This is a genomic window from Sorangium sp. So ce1014 (assembly GCF_051521505.1).
Taxonomy (GTDB): Bacteria; Myxococcota_A; Polyangia; order Polyangiales; family Polyangiaceae; genus Sorangium.
The window spans coordinates 11,828,864-11,847,498 of sequence record NZ_CP150356.1; the positions used below are offsets into that span (position 1 = coordinate 11,828,864).

General features: G+C 74.0%; 15 protein-coding genes. 10 read left to right on the forward strand and 5 right to left on the reverse strand.

The genetic code is table 11. The annotated features are described in order from the left end of the window. Window positions 1-140 precede the first annotated feature (140 nt). The 9 genes from WME75_RS44530 (at window position 141) to WME75_RS44570 (ending at window position 13,418) form a co-directional block, all read left to right on the forward strand. Window positions 141-1,265, forward strand: coding sequence for a hypothetical protein (locus WME75_RS44530; protein WP_437484176.1), 1,125 nt, complete (start codon window positions 141-143; stop codon window positions 1,263-1,265). A gap of 49 nt (window positions 1,266-1,314) precedes the next feature. After that, complete coding sequence (locus tag WME75_RS44535) at window positions 1,315-2,691, forward strand: SIR2 family protein (protein WP_437484178.1); 1,377 nt, start codon at window positions 1,315-1,317, stop codon at window positions 2,689-2,691. A gap of 282 nt (window positions 2,692-2,973) precedes the next feature. Then, the gene (locus WME75_RS44540; protein WP_437484180.1) at window positions 2,974-3,405 is read left to right on the forward strand and encodes a hypothetical protein; all 432 of its coding nucleotides are present in this window, start codon (window positions 2,974-2,976) and stop codon (window positions 3,403-3,405) included. Between the two features lie 118 nt (window positions 3,406-3,523). Next, on the forward strand, window positions 3,524-6,520 hold the full coding sequence (locus WME75_RS44545) for a hypothetical protein (protein WP_437484182.1): 2,997 nt from the start codon (window positions 3,524-3,526) through the stop codon (window positions 6,518-6,520). After that, window positions 6,496-8,091: a hypothetical protein gene (locus WME75_RS44550; RefSeq protein WP_437484184.1), complete on the forward strand. Its 1,596-nt coding sequence runs from the start codon at window positions 6,496-6,498 to the stop codon at window positions 8,089-8,091. Before WME75_RS44545 ends, WME75_RS44550 begins: the two co-directional genes overlap by 25 nt. Window positions 8,092-8,285: 194 nt before the next feature. Then, entirely contained in the window at window positions 8,286-8,699 is a 414-nt protein-coding gene (locus tag WME75_RS44555) for a hypothetical protein (RefSeq protein ID WP_437484186.1), read from the forward strand. A gap of 399 nt (window positions 8,700-9,098) precedes the next feature. Beyond that, a complete protein-coding gene (locus tag WME75_RS44560) occupies window positions 9,099-10,820 on the forward strand; it encodes a helix-hairpin-helix domain-containing protein (RefSeq protein WP_437484188.1) in 1,722 nt (573 codons plus the stop codon). Between the two features lie 205 nt (window positions 10,821-11,025). Next, window positions 11,026-12,426: a pyridoxal-phosphate dependent enzyme gene (locus tag WME75_RS44565; RefSeq protein ID WP_437484190.1), complete on the forward strand. Its 1,401-nt coding sequence runs from the start codon at window positions 11,026-11,028 to the stop codon at window positions 12,424-12,426. Window positions 12,427-12,494: 68 nt separating this feature from the next. Next, on the forward strand, window positions 12,495-13,418 hold the full coding sequence (locus tag WME75_RS44570) for a cyclase family protein (RefSeq protein WP_437484192.1): 924 nt from the start codon (window positions 12,495-12,497) through the stop codon (window positions 13,416-13,418). Between the two features lie 245 nt (window positions 13,419-13,663). On the opposite strand, the gene WME75_RS44575 is transcribed toward WME75_RS44570, so the two are convergent. Together WME75_RS44575 and WME75_RS44580 are read right to left on the reverse strand one after the other, a co-directional pair. Further along, window positions 13,664-14,515: a hypothetical protein gene (locus WME75_RS44575; protein WP_437484193.1), complete on the reverse strand. Its 852-nt coding sequence runs from the start codon at window positions 14,513-14,515 to the stop codon at window positions 13,664-13,666. Between the two features lie 475 nt (window positions 14,516-14,990). Then, window positions 14,991-15,995 carry a DUF4349 domain-containing protein gene (locus tag WME75_RS44580; protein WP_437484195.1) on the reverse strand — a complete coding sequence of 335 codons (1,005 nt, stop codon included), beginning with the start codon at window positions 15,993-15,995 and terminating at the stop codon, window positions 14,991-14,993. A gap of 158 nt (window positions 15,996-16,153) precedes the next feature. Between WME75_RS44580 and WME75_RS44585 the strand changes: the two genes are divergently transcribed. Beyond that, the gene (locus tag WME75_RS44585) at window positions 16,154-17,077 is read left to right on the forward strand and encodes an NAD(P)/FAD-dependent oxidoreductase (protein ID WP_437484197.1); all 924 of its coding nucleotides are present in this window, start codon (window positions 16,154-16,156) and stop codon (window positions 17,075-17,077) included. Window positions 17,078-17,200: 123 nt separating this feature from the next. Here the strand turns inward: WME75_RS44585 and WME75_RS44590 are convergent, their stop codons facing one another. Genes WME75_RS44590 through WME75_RS44600 form a run of 3 tightly spaced genes read right to left on the reverse strand, consistent with a single transcriptional unit; the run spans window position 17,201 to window position 18,619 of the window. After that, window positions 17,201-17,674 (reverse strand): hypothetical protein, encoded by a 474-nt coding sequence (locus WME75_RS44590; protein WP_437484199.1) that lies wholly within the window; start codon window positions 17,672-17,674, stop codon window positions 17,201-17,203. Beyond that, window positions 17,671-18,060: a hypothetical protein gene (locus WME75_RS44595; protein WP_437484202.1), complete on the reverse strand. Its 390-nt coding sequence runs from the start codon at window positions 18,058-18,060 to the stop codon at window positions 17,671-17,673. The genes WME75_RS44590 and WME75_RS44595 overlap by 4 nt, the downstream gene beginning before the upstream one ends. Continuing rightward, window positions 18,053-18,619, reverse strand: coding sequence for an RNA polymerase sigma factor (locus tag WME75_RS44600; protein ID WP_437484205.1), 567 nt, complete (start codon window positions 18,617-18,619; stop codon window positions 18,053-18,055). The genes WME75_RS44595 and WME75_RS44600 overlap by 8 nt, the downstream gene beginning before the upstream one ends. Window positions 18,620-18,635 lie beyond the last annotated feature (16 nt).

An 18,635-nucleotide genomic window follows, 5' to 3' on the forward strand; every position in this document is an offset into this window, starting at 1 on the left:
CGGGTGCGCGCGGTCGCTCTCGCTCGAGGGAGCGCCGTCGGGCAAGCGCAGCCCTGGCGAGGGGGTCACGGGCGACAAGAAAGAGGCAATTCAGACGGCAACGGGGTATGTGGCCAAGTACCCCGATGGCCGGTGCGAGGATGCCCAGCGGATCATCTCCGGCGTGGACGCGGCTGCAGAGGGAGGGCCTCCGCCGCCTGCCCCCGACGCGCGCCCGGCGCCGAGATCCCTCCGCGCCCGCCCTCGTCGCGGCCGTCCTCCTGCTGGGCTCCGCGGCCCCCGCCGCGGCGGCCGAGCCGCGGGCGCTCGTGGCGGGCAGCGGCGGCGCCCCCGCGCCGAGCGCGCCGCCGATGCCCGCCGCGACGGCGCCCATCGAGGTGCGCGTCGCGCTGTCGCGCGGCGCGGCGGAGGAGGTCTCGAGCCTTCGCGTGCGGCGCCTGCTCGAGATCGAGCTCCCGGACGGCGCGGCGCTCGCCACCGAGCCGGTCGGTCCGCTCGGCGACCGCGTGGCGAACGTGTGGATCGACCGGCCCACCGCGGCCCGCCTCGAGATCCAGGTGCGCCTCGACGGCCGCGCGGTCGTGCGGCGGCAGATCGCCGTCTCCGGCCTCACCTCGGACGTGGCCGCGCGCCTCGTCGCGATCGCCGCCTCCGAGATGATCCGCGCCGAGGTGCGCCGGGCGCGCTCCCCGCGGCGGCCGCCGTCACCGCGGCGCCCCACCCCGGACGAGGTCGAGCTCGCCTCGCGCGACCTCGACGCGCTGTCCGTCTCGGCCGGACCCTACGCCGCGGTCGTCACGGGCGGGCCGCAGGTGCTCGGCGGCGCCGGCCTGACGCTCGGCCTGCGGCGCCTGCGGCTCACCGAGTCGCTCTTTGCCCGCCTGCTGGCCACCCCGTCCGGCGGCGAGACGCTGCGCTGGCTCGAGGGCGGCCTCTCGGGCGATTACCGCTTCTGGCTCGCCGCCTCGTGGCGCCTGTCGATCGGCGCCACCGCGTCGCTCGCCTCGGTCAGGCTGCCTGCCGCCGCTTCCGTCGACGGCATCGCGGGCGAGCACGATACGTGGTCCGCCCGCGCCGGCCTCGGGCTCGGCGTGGAGACCCGGCTGGGCGGCCCCGTGTGGCTCGGGCTCACGCTGGACCCCGGGGTGGTGCTCCGGCCGGCGCCGTACGAGGCCGCCGACGGCACGGCGGGCGCCGTCGAGGGGGTCTGGCTGGGGGTCGGCCTCTCCCTCGCCACGGAGCGGCGCTCCTCGCCGCCGCGGTGAGGGGCGCGGCGCCGCCCGCGGGCGCGGATCCGCGGTATCGTGCTCGCTGATGGATGACGAGATCCTGGAGCAGCTGCGCGAGCGCTACGCGGCAGAGAACCTGATCGTCTTCGCGGGCGCGGGCGTGTCGGCCGCGGCGGGCATGCCCACCTGGAAACAGCTCGCCGAGAAGCTGCGCGACCGCGCGCGGAAGCGGAGCGCCGACCCCGCGGTCGTCGACGAGATCCAGCAGTACATCGCCTCGAACCAGCTCATCAACGCGCTCTCCGCCGCGAAGCTCGCGCTCGGGCCGCAGGACTTCAACTGGACGGTCGACAAGGAGCTCGACGACACCGGCCGCGACGTGCCCGACGTGGCGCAGGCGATCGCCGCGCTCAAGCCGAAGCTCAAGGCGGTGCTCACCACCAACATCGACCGCTTCCTCGAGCGCGCGTTCCAGGGCGAGTGGCGCGTGATCGACCGGCCGGCGGCCGACGTCGTCATGGACAGGCGCTTCATCCTGAAGCTGCACGGCACGCTGCGCGCGTGGGACACCTGGGTGTTCTCGCGCGACCAGTACGACCGGGCGATCTTCGGCACGCCCCTCCTCCAGGACGCGTTCGGCGCCCTCTACCGCGCGCATTCCATCCTGTTCGTGGGCTTCGGCCTCGCCGACGACAACATCGACCAGACGCTCGCCCGCGTGCGCGCGCTCGCGGGCGGGCAGCCACCCATGCACTTCGCGCTGCTCCCGCAGGGCGTGCCGCCGTTCCGCCGCCGGCTGCTCGAGGAGTCGGGCATCCGCCTCCTCCTCTACGAGAACCAGGCCGGCGATCACGCGGAGGTCGCGCAGGTCCTCCTCGGCCTGGAGCCGACCGCCGCGCCGCCGCCGCCGCCCCCCCCGGCGCCGCGCGTCGCGACGCCGGCGCCGCACCCGGCCGTGAGCGCGCGCCCGACCGCGGCTCCGCCGGCGAACGCGCTCCCGGCCGCGGCGCGGCCGGTGCGCGTCTTCTTCTCCTACGCGTCGCGCGACGAGGAGCTCCTCGCGCGCCTCGAGGCGCACCTGAGCCCGCTCAAGCGCGAGGGGCTGATCGCGCCGTGGCACAGCGGGAAGATCGGCGCGGGCGAGGACCTGGAGCGCGCGATCGGCGAGCAGCTCGAGGCGGCCGATCTCGTCCTGCTCCTCGTGAGCGCCAGCTTCCTCGCGTCCGAGCAGGGCGACGCGCAGGTGACGCGCGCCATGGAGCGGCGCGCCGCGGGGCAGGCCGCGGTCGTGCCGATCCTGCTCCGCCCCTGCGACTGGGAGACGACGCGCTTCGCCGAGCTCCAGGCGGTGCCGCGAGACGGGAAGCCCGTGACCAAGTGGTCCGACGAGGACGAGGCGCTCCTCCAGGTGGTGCGGGAGATCCGCGCGGTCGTGACGAAGCTGCGCGCCTCGCTCAGGTGAGCTCGGGCGCCCTCGCCGGGGCGGCGGCTCCGCCGCGCAGCGCGCGTATTCCTCACTCTTCCGCCTCCCCGGCTCGTGAGGGATTGCCGCGGCCGGCGCCCGAGCGATGGGGATCGGGCGGCCTCGCTCGCCCGGAGATCTCTCGCGCTTTTCTCGGGCTCTTCTGAGCCTCTGGCCTTGCCGCGCTGCGGCCGGCAGCGGGCGCGGATGCACATCGAGGCGCGCATGCGGCTTGCTTGGCCCGCTGGGCGGACAACGCGAACGAGCGGAGAGGTGGCCATCGTGAGCCCATTGCACAGAGAGCGGATGGTGACGGCGCGCGAGAGCAGCCAGCCCGAGGCACGGATCGCCGAAGAGGAGCTCCCGCCGGAGTCGGGCCGGCAGCCGGCGGCCTACACGGCGCGGGGCGGTCCGACCGGAGAGCCCTGGCCGGAGCGCGCGCCCGCGCTCACGCCGGACGAGGCGCGCGAGCTGTCCGAGCGCTGGGGCGCGATCCAGGCGGGCTTCATCGAGGCGCCGCGGCAGGCGGTCGAGCAGGCCGACGCGCTCGTGACCGAGGTGATCCAGCGGGTCATGCAGAGCTTCCGGGAGGAGCGCAGCGCGCTGCAACGCCTGCTCGACGGCGAGCCCGGGCGACCGGAGGTGTCGACGGAGGAGCTCCGGCTCGCCCTGCGCAGGTACAGGTCGCTGCTCGGGCGCCTGCTCGCCTTCTGAGTGACGCAGCGCGGGCGTGCGACGTCCAGCGCAGCGCGGGCGTGCGACCGGGGCGTGCGCCCCGCCCGCGGGTGGCGCCCTGTAGCGGGCGCTCTTCGCTTCTGGCATGGTCGCCGCCATGCTCGTCCGCAGTGCTCTCCCCTCGGTTCAACGCGGCCCGCAGCGCGACGCAGGCCGCCTGACCGGCGCCGCGCTCCGGCGCCGCGCTCCGGCGCTGCTCGGCGCCGCGCTCGCGCTGCTGCTCGGGTGCTCCGGCGCCGCGCAGGCCCCCGCCGCGCGCCCGGCGCGCGCCGTGAAGACGCCGCCCGGGCAGCCGAAGGCGCCGGAGGGGCTGCCGCTCCTGCCGGCCCAGGTGGTCGCGGAGCTCGAGGGCGAGGACGCGGCGCCCTACTTCGCCCGGCGAGGCGACGAGGCGCTCCTGCTCTACGCGGCGGGAGGCCGGTTGAGGACCCGCGTCATCGGCGCGGACGGGGCGCCGCGCGGGGACCTCGTCGACGCCGGGCCGGTCGCCGCCGACGTGCCCGTCGCCGCGCTCCGCGCCGGGCCGCAGGGCTACATCGCCGCGTGGATCGAGCAGAGCGGGGGGAGCCGCGCGGTGCGCGTGCTCGCGCTCGACCCGGCCGGCAAGCCGGTCGCCCCGGCGAGCCCGGTCGCGCAGACGGCCGAGGAGATCACGTGGCTCGACGTGCTCCCGAACGCGAAGGGGGCGCTCGTGCTGTGGGAGATGCCGCGCGAGGACCAGGGCGACGTGGCCCAGGGCGACGTCGACCGCGTCGACGTGGTCATGACCGTCGTGGCGCAGGACAAGGGCGCCGCGATCAAGCCGACGGCGCCCGCGTCGGTCGCGCGCGATGTGCTGGGGTGGCACGCGGTCGCCACCGAGCGCGGCGCGGCGGTCGCCCTGGTGCTCCCGCCGGCCGCGCCGCGCTCGGTGGCGAGGGCCCAGGGCAACCCCGCGCGCAAGGCGGAAGCGGAGGACGCCGCCGACACCGAGAAGCTCGGATCCATCGCGCTCCTGGAGATCGACGCGGCCGGCAAGGTCTCGGCGCCGGTCGCTGTCAGCCCCGAGCCGACCGCGCAGATCGATCTCGAGATCGCCGCCGTCGGCGGGCGCTACCTGCTCACGTGGACCGACGAGCGGGACATCGACGGCGCCGTGTACCTCGCGGCGGTCGAGCCGGGCGGCAAGGTGGTCGTCACGCCGCGGCAGGCGACGCCGCCGTCCGGCGAGCAGGCGCTCGTGTCGCTCGTCGCGCCCTCCGCCGGGGGCGGCCGGGCGCTGCTCGCATGGGAGGACCTGCTGCGCCCCCGCGGCGGCGAGCGTGATGGCGGCGTGGAGGCCGGCGGGGCGGGGCGCCTCATCCACCTCGCCTCGGTGGGTCCCGACGGCGCGCTCGGCGCGGAGCGGGCGGCGCTCGTCTTCAGCGCGAGCGGGCCGCCCGACCTCGCGGCGGACGGCGACGGCTTCGCGGCGGTGACGCTCGCGCCCGCGAGGCTCAAGGCGGCCCGCGACGCGGCGGCCGCGCCGCCGGTCTGGCCGACGTTCGTGCGCTTCGGCCCGGACCTCTCGGTCCGGGCGGCGGAGCCGGTGCGCGCCGCGCCGTTCGCGGCGACCGACGGCGTGCCGTACCTCGTGCGCGGGCTGAGCTGCCACAAGGGCGCGTGCGTGACGCTGGCGAGCGCGGCGGCCGGGGCCGGCCCGCAGCAGGGCGGCGCGGGCAAGGCGTCGGGCGCGGCGGGCGCGCGGGCGCCGCTCGCGCTCGTGTCGCTGCCGGTGCGCGAGAGCGCGTGGCGCGCGCCCGCGTTCCGGGAGGACAAGGCGCCGCCGCCGCGCGCGACCGCGGTGCGCGCGCTCGCCGAGGGCGACCACCTCGCCAGGGTGGCGGCCGTCGAGCTCGACGGCGGCGCGGCGCTCGCGGCGTGGGTCACGTACTTCGTGGAGGGGGCGTCGGACGCGGCGCCGCGCGGGCAGGACCTCTCGGCGACGCTGGCGGTGCGCGCGGCGTCGCCGGGCGGCCTCGGCAAGCTGAACGTCCTCACGCAGAAGGCGTCGTCGCTCGGCGGCGTCGCGATCGCGACGGCGCCGCCGCCCCCGGCCGATCCGAAGGGCAAGGGCGGCGCGTCTCCGGGCGAGAGCGTGATCGCGTGGGTCGCGCGCGAGCGGGGCGAGACGCAGGTCTACGTGACCCGGGTCGACGCGACGGGCGCGAAGCTCGCGCAGAAGAAGCTCACCACCGCGCCGCGGAAGAAGCAGGGCGGCGCCGCGAGCGAGGCGTCCGACGTGGCGATCGCCTACGACGGCGCGGGCGGCTTCATCGTCGCGTGGGTCGACACGCGCGACGGCAACGCCGAGGTGTACGCGGCGCGGGTGGACCGCGCGCTGAACAGGACGGTGCCGGACCGGCGCATCACGAACGCGCCGCTCGACGCGGCCGAGGTGCAGATCGCGGTGCGCGGCCAGGAGGCGTGGCTCGTGTGGTCGGACGCGCGGCCGGCCGGCGACGCGGCCGCGGGCGGCGGCGCGGCCGGCGAGGCCGGCGAGGCCACCGGCGACGTGTTCTTCGCGCGGCTCGACGCGAAGACGCTGCAGCGGATCGGCGACGAGTCGCGCCTCCACGCGTCGCCCGAGCACTCGCGCAGCCCGGTGCTCGCGCCGCACGAGGGCGGGGTCCTCGTCGGCTGGGTCGACGAGCCGGCCGGGGAGGGCGCGGCGGCCGGAGGGGGCTCGGCGGCCCGCGGGGGCGCGGCGGCCGGCGGGTCGGGCGGGCGCGCGTGGCTCGTGCGGCTCGACAACGGCGGCGCGGCGCAGGGCGCGCCGGTGGCGGTGGCCGGCCCGGACGGCACCCCGGTGTCGTCGATCGCGCTCGCGTGCGACAAGGCCTGCCGCGGCGTGCTCGCGTCGGCGCCTGGGGACTCGGTGGTGCTGAGCGCCTTCTCGCTGGCGCCCGGCGAGGCGGCGGCGCCCGCGTTGAAGCAGCTGGCGTGGCTGACGGGCAGCGCGTCGCAGGACGTGTCGCCGGTGTTCGCGGGGCGCTCCGGCGGGTCGCTGTTCTTTGCGGACGACGCGGTGAGCGGCTCGGGGCGCGTCCGGTGGATGACGATCGCGTGGCCGTGAGCGGCGCGGGTCGCGCTCGTCGGCGCGCTGCGCCTGCGCGCGCGGGCGCGCTCCTCCTGGGGGTGCTGGCCTCGGCGCTCGGCTGCCCGGGGCCGCCGGAGGTGCCGGTCGCGCCGTCGGGCCGGCCGGCAGCCGCGGGCGTCTTGCCGGCCTGCAAGGGGAGCGGCTGCTCGCAGGCCGGGGCGCTGCTCGCGGCCGCGCGGGCGTTCAGCGACGTGCGGCACGACTACCTGCTCGACACGTCGAGCGCGATGGTGCCGGGCCGCGGGCTGTCGCGGAGCGCGGCGGGTGTGTTCTCGCCGGTCGGCCTCGCCTGCGCCCAGCCGAAGGCGGCGACGGGAGCGCCGCCGGTCGCGGGAGCGACGGCGGTGACGGGAGCGACGGCATCGGCGGCGGCGCAGGGCGGGCCCGCGCCTGGGCAGGGCGAGCGCGCGATCGACTTCCGCTACGTGGGCATCGCGGTCGATTCGGTCCTCGTGGGCGCCGACGTCGATCTGCCGGCGTACTTCAGCGCCGGAGGCACGCTCGACAAGCGCCGCCTGCGCCTTGTCGCGATGGCGCTGGTCGCGGACGAGGATCCGCAGTTCTTTGACCCGACCGAGAGCGTCGTGCCGGCGCCGGGCGGCGGCTGCGCCTGCGGTCGCGCGACGCATTTCATCGGGGCCGTGAAGCGCGGCGCGATGGTCGCCTACGAGACGGACGTGACGGCCGGCGAGGCGCACGGCACGGCGATCGGCCTGTTCAAGGCCCGGATCGAGGCGGGGGACCGTCGCGTGACGATGACCTCGGTCGGCGAGCTGGCCATCGAGGGTGTCGAGGGCGCGCCGGTGGCGGGCGGACCGGGCGGCGCCAAGGGGGGTGGGCAGGCGTTCGGCGCGCTGCGGATCGAGGTGAAGAAGGCGGTGCCGCTGGCGTACGCGATCTACCCGGTGGCGGACGTGTGCCGCTTCTCGCTCGCCGAGCCGGAGATCGCGCCGCTGCCGGTCGACCTCGGCGTGGTGCCGTACGGCGCCACCGGGACGGCGCAGGCGCTCATCACGAACCGGGCGCAGGTCGACGTCCGGGTGACGCACGGCGAGCGCACGGTCGAGGTGCCCGCGCACGGGAGCGCGGAGCTCACGTTCTCGTGGACGCCGGAGGGCGCGACGGCTGGCTGCGAGCGGCAGACGCGGCGGGACACGTTCGTGGTGCAGCCGAAGGACGCAGCCTCTCCGGTGGTGCCGCGCGAGCGGGCGGTCGTTGTGCCGCTGCAAGTGACGACGGGGATGCCGACCTTCTCGAAGCACGAGCCGCTCGCGACCGAGACGGGGCGGTCGCCGGACTACGGGCGGGCGAGCGCTGACTGGACGTGCCCGGCCGGCTACGTGGTGGAGCAGTGCGAGCCGCAGCTGTCGAGCTGCCTGTCGTCGACCGGCAGCTGCAACGCGGAGGGCTACCGGCTGACGGCGGAGGCGACCGCGGACGGGCGCGGGTGCGCGTTCCGGTGCACGGGGCCGAGCTCGTCGATATGGGGCGATCACGGGTGCGCCTACACGGCGGCCATGGTGTGCCGGCTGGGGTGCAGCAAGTAGGGGCGGGCGGCGCGGTGGGCCGTGCGCGCTCCGCGGCGGCTTCGGCCTGGCGCGATCCGTTGTCGTGAGCCGACCCAGCTTTGCGCGGCTTCGCCGCGGCGGCCGCGAAGAGAAGCGTCTCGCGGCGTTCAGCTGCAAAGGACGTGGGTTTCTGCCCCTCGTGCCCATGGGGTGCCATAATTCCCTCCGATCCGGTGAAGACGACGCTGCTTGCGAGCACCCACTGGCTGATGGAGGAGGACGGCGACGGGCGCGTCGTGTGGCTCGCGCGCCAGCCGGTGCCCTTCGCCTCCATCGCGGAGCTCACGAGCGCCAACGCGGCAGTGCTGTGGTTGATCGCATCGCGACACCGGAGCGCTGGCATCGTCGTCGACATGCGCCAGGCGTCCGCGCGCAACGACGCCGAGTTCGAGAAGGCGATGCACGGCATGCGGGCACAGATCACGTCGAGCTTCGCGCGGACGGCGGTATTGGTTGGGACGCAGGCGGGCCTGCTGCAGGTGAGCCGCCTCACGCGCCAGGACGGCGCGACAAGCTTCGCGACCACGATCGAGGCGGAGGCGCTCCACTTCGCCCGCGGCGAGTGGACCGAACCGTCGAGGGGTTGAGGACTCGAACGGCTGCTTGACGAGCGATATCGCCCTCGGGGGCCAGCCCACAGCGGCGTTCTTGCGCGGTGGCAACCTGGAGCTCGTGACGAGCTCGGGGGACGCATGCGAAGCGCTACTACCTTCGTTGGAGGCGTGTCCACCGTGGAGATGGGTCGCACCCATCTCCACGGTGGACACGCCAGCTCATCCGGATGGGTTCGCGGCGTGCCGCCCGCCCCGGGCGGGGGACCTTGTGGCCATCGTCCGGTATCTCGCCGGCCCCACCGACCGCGCGACGTGCCGGCGCGGCGCTCCCGCCGGCCGCGCCACCCACGGTGTCCGTGTGGCAAACTGCCCCGCTCCCCCGACCCGCGCGGCATGGCCTCCTCGCTGCGAGTGCTATATTTGCCGCCAACCATGCTCGACAAGCTCGACATCGCCCGCGCCCTCCGCGAGATGGCCATGCTCCTCCAGATCAAGGGAGAGAACCCCTACCGAGCGCGCGCCTACGAGACCGGCGCCGGGGCCCTCGAGGAGCTCACGGACGACCTCGGCGAGCTCATCAACGGAAAGCGGCTCACCGAGCTCAAGGGCATCGGCGCGGCGCTCGCCGCCCAGATCGCCGAGCTCTACAAGACAGGGCGCTCCGTGCAGCTCGAGCAGCTCCGCGCCGAGCTGCCCCGCGGTGTCCTCGAGCTCTCCCAGGTGCCGGGGATGACCCTCAAGCGGATGAAGGCGCTCCACGACGCGCTCGGCATCGGTAGCGTGGAGGAGCTCAAGAGGGCCTGTCTCACAGGGAAGGTCCGCGCCGTGAAGGGCTTCGGGGCGAAGATCGAGTCGAGCCTCCTCGAGGGCATCCACCGCCACGAGACGCGCGACGAGCGCATCCTCCTCGTCGACGCCCTCGATCTGGCCGAGCCGCTCCTCGCCCACGTGCGCGGGTGCGAGGCCGCCGAGCAGGCCGACGTCGCAGGCGCGATCCGGCGCTGGGAAGAGACGGTGGCCGGCGTCGACGTCGTGGCCGCGGCGGACGACGCCGCGCAGGTCGTCGACTGGTTCGCCCGGTTCCCGCGCGTCGCCGAGGTCGAGGAGCGCGGCGAGGCGCGGTGCAAGGTGAGGTTCTCGGGCGGCCTCAGGGGCGAGCTCCTCTGCGTGCCGCCCCGGTACTACGCCGCCGCGCTCCACCACAGGACGGGCGCGCCCGCGTACCTCGAGGCGCTCGGGGCGCTCGCGCGCGAGCTGGGGCTCACCCTCGACGAGCGAGGGCTCCTCCGCGGCAAACAGCGCCTCTCGGCGAAGACGGAGGAGGAGCTCTACCGGCACCTCGGCCTCCCGTACATCGCGCCCGAGCTCCGCGAGGGCGCGGAGGACATCCTCGCCGCCGTCGCGCGTGACGGCGGCGAGGACGAGCTCATCGTGGAGGGCGAACTCCAGGGCATGGTGCACTGCCACACGGTGTACTCGGACGGCAAGAACACGATAGAGGAGATGGCCCTGGAGGCCGAGGCGATGGGGATGAAATACCTCACCATCACCGATCACTCGCCCGCCGCCCACTACGCGGGCGGCGTCGGCCTCGACCGGCTGAAGCAGCAATGGGACGAGATCGCCCGCGTACAGGAGCGCGTGCGCGTGAAGCTCCTCCGGGGCACCGAGTCCGATATCCTGGAGTCGGGGGAGCTCGATTATCCGGACGCGATCCTCGAGCAGCTCGACGTGATCATCGCGAGCATCCACTCGCGCATGAAGATGGACGCGGACCAGATGACGCGCAGGCTCGTGAGCGCGATGAAGCTGCCGGTCTTCAAGATCTGGGGGCACGCGCTCGGCCGGCTCATCCAGCGGCGCGAGCCGTTCGCGTGCCACGTCGAGGAGGTGCTCGACGCCGTGGCCGAGTCGAGGGCCGCCGTCGAGGTGAACGGGGACCCGTACCGCCTCGACATGGAGCCCCGGTGGATCAAGGAGGCGCGCAAGCGCGGTATCCGCTTCGTGATCTCGACCGACGCGCACTCGACGAACGCGCTCCACAACCTGCGCTTCGGCGTGGGGACCGCGCGGCGAGGCGGCCTCCGCCGGGGCGAGGTGCTGAACGCGCTCGGCCCGGCCGCGTTCAAGAAGGCCGTGCGGCCCGCCGCCTGACGCGCGGCGCCGCGACGCCGGGAACGGTCGAGACATAAGAAACACTACTTACATTGTCGCGGCGTACACTCCCCCCCGCGCGCCACAAGGGACAATCCATCCTAGCGGACCTCTGTCCGTTTTCCAGGGCTGCCCGCGTTGACCCGCGCGATGGCCGGCCGAGCGCCTCGACAGACGGTGCGCGTCGTGTGACCGTTGAGCTGCCATGACGACGCCGATGCCGACCCCTCCGCCCGCCGAGAACATCGTCTCTCTCATCGGCCGCACCCCGATGATCCAGGTCACTCAGCTCGACACCGGCCCGTGCGAGCTCTTTCTCAAGATGGAGAGCCAGAACCCCGGCGGCAGCATCAAGGATCGCATCGGCCTGTCGATGATCGAGGCGGCCGAGCGCGACGGCCAGCTCGGCGGCGAGCGGCGGCACGTGGTCGAGGCGACGGCGGGCAACACGGGCCTCGGCCTCGCGCTCGTCGCGGCGCGGAAGGGCTACCGGCTGACGCTCGTCATCCCCGACAAGATGAGCCAGGAGAAGATCTTTCACCTGAAGGCGCTCGGCGCGCACGTGGTGATGACGCGCTCCGACGTCGAGAAGGGCCACCCGAGCTACTACCAGGACCTCGCGGCCCGCATCGCGCGCGAAGAGGGCGCGTTCTACGTGAACCAGTTCGAGAACCCCGCGAACGCGCTCGCGCACGAGACCGGGACCGGCCCCGAGATCGACGCGCAGCTCGACCGCAGGATCGACGCGATGGTGTGCGGCGTCGGCTCCGGCGGCACCCTGACCGGGCTCTCGCGCTACTTCGCGGCGGCGCAGCCGCGCTGCGACATGGTGCTCGCCGACCCGGAGGGCTCGGTGCTGGCGGGCTACATCAAGACGGGCAAGCTCGGCAAGGCGGGCTCGTGGCTCGTCGAGGGCATCGGCGAGGACTTCCTCCCCCCGATCCTGGACCTCTCCCGGGTCAAGCACGCGTACACGATCTCCGACCGTGAGAGCCTGGAGACGGCGCGGCTGCTCCTCTCCAGGACGGGCATCCTCGCCGGCTCGTCCTCCGGGACGCTCCTCGCGGCGGCGCTGCGCTACTGCCGCGAGCAGTCGTCGCCCAAGCGCGTCTGCACGCTCGTGTGCGACAGCGGCAACAAGTACCTGTCGAAGATGTACAACGATTTCTGGATGGCCGATCAGGGCTTCACCGATCGCGAGCCGACAGGGGACCTGCGCGACGTGATCACGCGCCGCCACGCCGACAGGGCGGTGGTCACGGTGCAGCGGGCGGACGCGCTCCTGGTCGCCTATGCGAGGATGAAGCTCTACGACGTGTCGCAGCTCCCCGTCCTGGAGGACGGCAAGATCGTCGGCCTTGTGGACGAGTCCGACCTCCTCCTCGCGGCCGTCGACGACGTGACGCGCTTCCGCCAGTCCGTGGAGACGGCGATGACGACGCGGCTCAAGACGGTCGACGTGCGGACGCCGATCCGGGATCTCCTCCCGATGTTCGACGCGGGGCTCGTCCCGATCGTGACCGACGGCGACGAGTTCGTCGGGCTCGTCACCCGCATCGATCTGCTCAACTACCTGCGACGCCGGGTGAAGCTGCACGAGGTCTGAGCCGGCCCGACGCGAGGGCCCGGCCGTGCGTCTTGTGGCGGGAGCGGGCCTGTGGTGACATGTGCGCCATGCACAAGGCGCATGGAACCGGCGTGGTCAGCTTCCTTCAAGCGGGGGCCAGGGGCGCCGCGGCGTACGCGCTGTGCCCGGCGGCGCTCGCCCTGTCGGCGTGCGCGCCTGCCGCGGGGTCGCCGCCCGCCGCGGCGCCGCCGTCCTCGGCGCAGGCGGAGGGGGCGGCGCCGCCGTCCGCGGCGCAGGCCGCGCCCGCGCTCCTCGACATCGCCACGGCGCGGGTGGTCGACCTGACGCACCCGATCACGCCGGAGATGCCGCTGTATCCCGGCAACAAGCCCTATGCGTCGGAGACGCTCAGCACCGTCGAGAAGGACGCGTATTACTCGAGCCGGTTCTCGATGGACGAGCACGCCGGCACGCACGTGGACGCGCCGGCGCACTTCAAGGCCGGGGCGCCGACCGTCGAGCAGATGGCGCCGGAGCAGCTCGTGGGGTCGGCGGCGGTCGTGGACGTGACGGCGAAGGTCGCGGCCAGCCCCGACCATCAGGTCACCGTGGACGATCTCCGGGGCTGGGAGGCGCGGCACGGGGCGCTCGGCGCGAGGCACATCGTGCTGATCCGGACGGGGTGGGGGGCCCGCTGGTCCGATCCGGCGAAGTACCTGAACCAGGACGCGCAGGGCGTGATGCACTTTCCCGGGGTCTCCGTGGAGGCGAGCCGCTATCTGCGCGAGCGCGGCGTGCGCTGCGTCGGCATCGACACGCTGTCGACCGATCCGGGGCCGAGCCAGTCGTTCGACCAGCACAAGGCGTTCCTCGGCGCCGGCGGCTACCACATCGAGAACCTGGCCAACCTGGAGCAGCTCCCCGAGGCCGGGGCGGTCGTGGTGGTCGCGCCGCTCCCGCTCACGCGCGGCAGCGGCGCGCCCGCCCGGGTGCTGGCGCTTGTGCCGGCCTCCGGCGTCGCGGGGAAGTAGGCGCGAGGCCGAGCGCCGGCGGCGCCCGGCGCGCGGGTCCCAGCCGGAGGAGAGCGGGCCCACGGGACGCGACCCCGGGCCACGCGCGGCTCGCGCGTGGCTAGAGCACCGATCAGGTTGCGCGACCGAGAAATGGACCGCCAAGGCGCCAAGGACGCCAAGAATTTGTTCTCTTCTTGGCGTCCTTGGCGCCTTGGCGGTTCGAAACTCTGCTCTTTTCAGGCAGTTTCAACCCGTTTGTCGCTCTAGGGGAGGAAGACGGTGATGACCGTGCTGGTCCAGCCCGGGCCGCCGATGACGTCGTCGCCGCAGCCCGGGTAGTACACGCCCTGCTGGTTGAGCGGCAGGCAGCGGCTGTCGCACGGCCCGAGCACGTGGATCATCCCGCACTCCTGGGCGGCTCCGCTGCCGTCGAGGTGACCGGCGGCGCACTCCCGGTTCAGCGAGCGCGCGTGGTCACGGTTGGCCTCGTTGTAGCAAGCCTTCAGGTAGGGCGAGGCGGTGAAGAGATTGCCCCAGAAGGCGCCTTCCTGTCGCGTGTAGGTCGAGAGCTCGGGTGTAGAGGACTTGTCGATGGCCGAATGAATGCCCCGCGAGGAGATCGTCACGGAGGCGCCGTACCAGTTCGTCCGCGACGCGAGGCACGCAGAGATCCATTGCTGATCCGTCTGCCCGAGCGGCTTGTCGCGCCACTTCTGCGCGAGGCCGATGAGCCCCCAGTATTCCTCGTTACGAACCGTGCCCGAGTCATCGGTCCACGAGAAGGTGAATGACTGCGCGGAACTGAACGCACAGCCGACCACATAGCTGAGGAGCTGGCGCGAGAGATCGCCCGCCTCCCCCGGGGCCTGGATTGCGCTCAGGGCGGCTGGGCTGAGCGCGCCGGGGTTGAGGGCGTTGGGATTGAGGGCGTTGGGGTTGAGGGCGTTGGGATTGAGGGCGTTGGGGTTGAGAGCGTTGGGGTTGAGGGCGTTGAGGTACTCAAGCGCATTAGGGGCAATTCCTACGAATCCCTCCTGTTCTTCCTGGTCCGTGACGCAGGACACAAGAAACACGAGCGCCAGCGCTGCGAAGTCAGCGGTGCTGATTCGGTACATGGTCGTCCCCCCGGTTCGTTCCTTCGCGGTCGCGTCGAAGGTCGAATTGGTTGTACCGAAGAATCGCCATCGATGTCCAGTGTTCAATAGAACATCCGTGTTGAATCATTGAATCGTTGATTGCGAGTCTGCTCTGTCCAGAGCGTGGAGAGCGAGCGTGAGGCTGTGTGTCGCGTCGCGCGTCGCGCGTCGCCGCTCGTCGCGCTCCACCTCGAATCGAGCGAAGCGAGCGAAGCGCGATTGATGATCGAAATCTCACATCCCATGAAGGGACAACAGGACGGGCGCGAGCTGGCTGTGTGTCGTTGCCACGCGCTGTGCGACGGCATGCGCGCGCACGCAGCGGGGGAGCGACGGCGTGGGGCACAACGCTGACGAGCGCGCGCCGAAGCGGCCTTCAATCGGCGTTATCGGGAAGGCACGTACGCGGGGGCGGGGTGGGCGGTCGTCGAGGGGATCGGGCCTTCGCCCCGGCTCAACCGGGGCCGACCTCGCCTCCGCCGCCGTGCGGGCCCTGCGCCGGCGGCGCGCCGGTCGGGTGAGGCTGCGGGCCCTGCGCCGGCGGCGCGCCGGCCGGAGGCGGAGGATAAGGATGCATGGGGCCCGCCTGGAAGGGCGGACGGAAGGTCGCCGCGGCGCGCCGCTGCTGCCGCCGGACGAGGGCGCGGAGGGCGTAGAACAGCGCCCCGCCGAGCGCCGCGAGGAGCAGCAAGGTGGGACCCGCCGCCGCCAGCAAGACCACGGTGCTCACGACGACAGCGCCCGCGTTCTCGACCCCCTCCCTGGCCGCGCGGGCGATCCTGCCGCCGGCGCCCACGGTCGGCTCCTCGCGGCGGGTCGTGATCGAGATCTTCACGGTCGCATAGGCGATCTGCCCCTCCAGCAACCGCTCCTGCGCCTCGATCTGCTCGATCGTCTCGCGCACGCTCCCGAGCTGCTTCTCGACGGCGACAACGTCCGCGAGGCTCCCGGTCCTGTCCGACAGGAGGTCGAGCAACCGCTTCTCCTGGGCGCGGGCGTTGCGCAGCCGCGCGCCGATGTCCGCGCGCTGCTCGGTCACGTCCTCGGCCTTCTCCGCGTCGGCGACCACCTCGCCGGCCGAGGCCACCACGGCGCGGAAGGCGCCGACCTTCGCCGAGGGGACCCGCGCCTCGAGCGACGCGCTGCGGTGCGGGCCGCCGTGCACCCTGGCCTCGCTCACGTAGCCGCCGTGCTCCTCGACCGCGGTCCGGAGCCGATGCATCGCCGGATCGAAGGCGTCGACAAGGATCGTTGTATCGACGGTGATCCGCATCGCCCGCTGGGCGAGCGGAGGCACCCCGGGCGCAGGCGCCTGCGCTTGCAGGTTGAGCGCCGCCGCCTGCACGGGCGCAGGCGCGGACTCCCTCGGCGCCGAGCTCGAACGATCCGATCTGGCGCACGCGCCGGTCAGGGTCACAGCCGAGAGCAACGCGACGGACAGGCTCGTTCGCAGGCGCATGCGGCCAGCGTAGCGGTCGAGGGCAAGCGCGGCGAATGATGCGCACGAAACCGCCGCCGGGACGCGCGCCGAGCGGCCGCGGGCCCACCCAGGGCGGGTCGCGGGCGCTCGGCGCGCGAGGGGGCCCGGCGCGCTCATTGCGAGGTGGCCGCGGACCCATGTCGACCAGCAGCGCGGATGTCCGGGGATACGACGTGATCATCATCGGCGGAGGGCCGGCCGGCCTCAGCGCGGCGCTGATCCTGGGGCGGTGCCGGAGGCGGGTCCTCGTGTGCGACTCGGGGCGGTACCGCAACCACGCCGCGCACGCGATGCACGGCTTCCTGTCGCGCGACGGGATCGCACCGTCCGAGCTCAGACGGATAGGGCGCGAGCAGCTTCAGCCCTATGGCGTCGAGATCCGGGAGGCGGCCGTCGCCGACGTCCGCCGCGAGGCGACGCGGTTCGAGGTCACGATGGAAGGAGGTGAGCGCCTGCTCTGCCGCAAGCTGCTGCTCGCCACAGGGCTCGTCGACCGGCTGCCAGACCTCCCGGGCCTGCCCGCCATGTACGGCAAGAGCGCGCACCACTGCCCCTACTGCGACGGCTGGGAGGCGCGCGACAAGGCGATAGGCGTCTACGGACAGGGATGTACGGGACTCTCGCTGGCCCTGAACATGAAGACATGGAGCGATGACGTGATCCTTTTCACGGACGGTCCAGCGTCGCTGTCCAGGTCCGACGCGGCCCGGCTCGCGCGGCACGGGATCGGCGTGCGCGAGGAGCGGATCGCGCGGCTCGAGGGCAGGGACGGCATGCTCGAACGCGTGGTGCTCGAGGACGGCAGCTTCGTGGAGCGCCGCTCGCTCTTCCTGAAGACGAAGCAGGAGCAGGGGGCGGATCTGGCCAGGAAGCTCCGCTGCAAGATCACCGAGGAGCGCGGCGTGGAGACGGCGGACAAGCACGAGGAGACGACCTGCGAAGGGGTCTTCGTGGCCGGAGACGCGTCGAAGGACGTGCTGCTCGCCATCATGGCCGCCGCCGAGGGCGCCGACGCGGCGTTCGGGGTCAATTGCGCCCTGCAGGAGGAGGATCTCGCGTAGCGAAGCCTGCCGTCGCGGCGCGTGTGGCATTTTGCCTCGGTGTGTGATCCGTGGGTCGCCACGCGAGCGGCCGCCGGTAGGCCGGCGATCTCTGGGCGATCAGCTCGCCCCGACCTGCAGCCCTCAGTCGCCCCGGCCGCCCGGCCCGCGGCCTCGGCCGGGGTGCCCCGGCCCGTGCGGCGGCGGGCCGGGACGCCGCCGTTGCCGCTCTGCCTCGAACTCCTCGTACCGGGTGAGCTGGTCGGGCGTGAGCACGCCCTTCACGCGGGCATCGGTGCTGTCGCGGAGGGCGTCGAGCGCGGGGCGGCACTCGGAGAGGAGCCGGTCCCGCTCGGTCTCGGCCTCGGCCAGGGTGGAGCGGAGCTCGCGCACCTGGCGGTCCGTGAGGTCGAGGTGGCGGCGCATCGCCCGGAGGCGGAACTGGGCGCGCGCCTCGGCCGGAGGACCCCGGAAGGTGGCCTCGAGGTCGCGCAGGGCCATGCCGCGGCCGAGCGCCACGCCGGCGACGCCGCCGAAGAGGAACACGGCGGCCAGCACGGCCAGGGGCTTCCAGCGCGCAGGGGAAGGCGGGGGCGCGAGGGGCGGGGGCACGGTCATTCGATCGCCTCGAGGGTCTCCACGGAGGCCAGGATCGCGGTGTCGACGTCGCGCTGCGTCCGCAGGAAGAAGAGCACGCTCGCGGCCGCCGCGAGGGCGGTGACCACGATGGCGGCGCGACCGGAGCGGACGATGCCGTCGGCCATCGCGGGGCGCGCGGGCGGGGGAGCGGCCGTCGCGGCGCGGAGGACGGCCTCGGTGAAGGCGGCGTCCGGCGCGAGGTCGCCGGTCGCGCGGGCGACGCGGGCCAGCGGGTCGTCGGCCGCCGCGGCGGCGCGCAGCACGGCCTCCGTGAAGTGGTCGTCGGCGTCGAGGCGGGCGGTCGCGGCCGCGAGGCGCGCGAGGTCCCGATCGAGCTCGGTCCGTTCGTCGTCGCGGTCAGGCATGCGGCGCCTCCTTCTCGGTCTGTCGCGCGCGGAGCGCCGCGCGGGCGCGCACCAAACGTTGCTCGACGGCGCCCTCGGAGCAACCGAGCGCGGCCGCTGCCTCCTTCGCGGGCAGCCCCTCGACGGCGACGAGGACGAGCGCGGCGCGATCCTGGGGCGGCAGCGCGGCGAGCAGGGCGTCGAGCTCGCGCAGCGCGACGCGCGCCTCGGCGGACACGAGGCCGTCGAAGCGCGGCTCGGCCGGCGCCTCGCGCGGGGTGTCGCGGCGGCGCCGGAGGGCGTCGAGGCAGGCGTTCGTCACGATGCGGTACAGCCAGGTCTCCACCTTCGATCTCCCGTCGTAACGCCCTTCGCGCAGGGCGCGGTAGGCATCGACGAACGCCTCCTGCAGCGCGTCCTCGGCCTCGGCGAGGTCGCCCACGACGCGCGCGGCGAGGCGGTACATCGGCGCGCGCGTGTGCTCGACGATCTGCCGGAAGGCCGCGTCATCGCCCCCGGCGACGCGCGCTGCGACGAGCCTGAGGTCGACGATCACGTGCCCCCGCGATTCTGCGCCCATGGCTCCGCGCGCGCCA

Excerpts from the sequence above, each read along its gene's own strand:
- WME75_RS44545 (WP_437484182.1), top strand. The coding sequence starts at position 3,524 with ATGCTCGTCCGCAGTGCTCTCCCCTCGGTTCAACGCGGCCCGCAGCGC.
- WME75_RS44560 (WP_437484188.1), top strand. The coding sequence starts at position 9,099 with ATGCTCGACAAGCTCGACATCGCCCGCGCCCTCCGCGAGATGGCCATG.
- WME75_RS44570 (WP_437484192.1), top strand. The coding sequence starts at position 12,495 with ATGCACAAGGCGCATGGAACCGGCGTGGTCAGCTTCCTTCAAGCGGGG.
- WME75_RS44595 (WP_437484202.1), bottom strand. The coding sequence starts at position 18,060 with ATGCCTGACCGCGACGACGAACGGACCGAGCTCGATCGGGACCTCGCG.
- WME75_RS44575 (WP_437484193.1), bottom strand. The coding sequence starts at position 14,515 with ATGTACCGAATCAGCACCGCTGACTTCGCAGCGCTGGCGCTCGTGTTT.
- WME75_RS44585 (WP_437484197.1), top strand. The coding sequence starts at position 16,154 with ATGTCGACCAGCAGCGCGGATGTCCGGGGATACGACGTGATCATCATC.
- WME75_RS44580 (WP_437484195.1), bottom strand. The coding sequence starts at position 15,995 with ATGCGCCTGCGAACGAGCCTGTCCGTCGCGTTGCTCTCGGCTGTGACC.
- WME75_RS44565 (WP_437484190.1), top strand. The coding sequence starts at position 11,026 with ATGACGACGCCGATGCCGACCCCTCCGCCCGCCGAGAACATCGTCTCT.
- WME75_RS44600 (WP_437484205.1), bottom strand. The coding sequence starts at position 18,619 with ATGGGCGCAGAATCGCGGGGGCACGTGATCGTCGACCTCAGGCTCGTC.
- WME75_RS44535 (WP_437484178.1), top strand. The coding sequence starts at position 1,315 with ATGGATGACGAGATCCTGGAGCAGCTGCGCGAGCGCTACGCGGCAGAG.
- WME75_RS44530 (WP_437484176.1), top strand. The coding sequence starts at position 141 with ATGCCCAGCGGATCATCTCCGGCGTGGACGCGGCTGCAGAGGGAGGGC.
- WME75_RS44590 (WP_437484199.1), bottom strand. The coding sequence starts at position 17,674 with ATGACCGTGCCCCCGCCCCTCGCGCCCCCGCCTTCCCCTGCGCGCTGG.